Below are 1416 nucleotides of genomic sequence, written 5' to 3' on the forward strand. Positions count from 1 at the left end.
CGGCTCTCCTGTCGCTTCCATGGGTCGCTGACCAGGGCTGATACGCAGAACACGCCGTACCCCGGCTACGTTTCGACTTGCGAAGGTACGAAACGGAAGAACCTGGATACGGCGTGCGATCTTCAAGGATATGGACTCGGCTGCTCGGTGTCGAAAAGACCGTGATCGAGCTGGTGGAGGCAGAGGAGTCCGAGGCTGGCGAGAACGACTCTGCGGATGTGCTGATCGTGGTGCACGCCCGCCCGGCCAAGGGCCGCCGTCAGCGGTGCGGGATCTGCGGGCGGCGGTGTGCCAGGTACGACAACGGCGAGGGCAGGCGGCGCTGGCGGGCCCTGGACCTGGGCACCCTGCAAGCGGTGATCGAGGCGGAGTCGCCGCGGGTGTTCTGCCCCGAGCACGGCGTAACGGTCGCCTCGGTACCCTGGGCCAGGCACGGCGCCGGGCACACCCTGCCGTTCGATGACACGGTGGCCTGGCTGGCCACGCACTGTTCGAAGACCACGGTCACCCAGCTGATGCGGATCGGCTGGCGCACGGTCGGCAGCATCTGCGCCCGGGTGTGGGCTTCAGTGACCGAGCGCGTGGACCTGCTGGCCGGCCTGCGCCGGATCGGGATCGACGAGATCTCCTACAAGAAGCGCCACAAGTACCTGACCATCGTGGTTGATCACGACTCCGGGCGCCTGGTGTGGGCGGCACCAGGGCGGGACAAGGCCATCCTGCGGGCGTTCTTCGCCCTGCTGGGCGAGGAGCGCTCGGCGAAGATCACGCACGTGACCGCGGATGCCGCCGAGTGGATCTCCACGGTCGTGGCCGAGCGGTGTCCGAACGCGGTGCGGGTGATGGACCCGTTCCACGTCGTGCAGTGGGCCACCGAGGCCCTGGACGCGGTCCGCCGCGCCGTGTGGAACGCCGAGCGCGGCGGCATGGGCCGCGCCACGCGCGGGTCAAAGTCGCTGAAGAAGGCCCGCTTCGCGCTGTGGAAGAACCCCGAGGACCTCACCGTCGGCCAGCGGGCCCAACTCGCGTTCATCGCCAAGGCCCATCCGACCCTGCACCGTGCCTACTTGCTCAAGGAGGGCCTGCGGGTCGCCCTCAAGCAGGGCGAAGACATCGTCGAGGCGCTATGGGAGTGGGTGACGTGGGCCCGGCGTTGCCGCCTGGAACCCTTCGTGAAACTCCAGCGCGCCGTCGTCAGGCACTGGGACGCCATCACCGCAGCCGCCGAGCACGGGCTGAGCAATGGGCTGGTCGAGAGCATGAACACCAAGATCCGGCTGATCACCCGCATGGCCTTCGGCTTCAAGGACCCAGAAGCCCTCATCGCCCTCGCCATGCTCAGCCTCGGCGGCCATCGCCCCCACCTGCCGGGCCGTCACACCGCATAATCCCGCCCACGGAAGCGACCGAAGAGCC

General features: G+C 68.4%; 1 protein-coding gene. It reads left to right on the forward strand.

From position 1 onward, the window contains the following. Positions 1-113: 113 nt before the first annotated feature. Positions 114-1388 carry an ISL3 family transposase gene (locus tag ACFU8W_RS52450; RefSeq protein ID WP_384052995.1) on the forward strand — a complete coding sequence of 425 codons (1275 nt, stop codon included), beginning with the start codon at positions 114-116 and terminating at the stop codon, positions 1386-1388. The last annotated feature ends 28 nt before the right edge of the window (positions 1389-1416 follow it).

The organism is Streptomyces sp. NPDC057565, assembly GCF_042801455.1.
GTDB classification, from domain to species: Bacteria; Actinomycetota; Actinomycetes; order Streptomycetales; family Streptomycetaceae; genus Streptomyces; species Streptomyces yanii.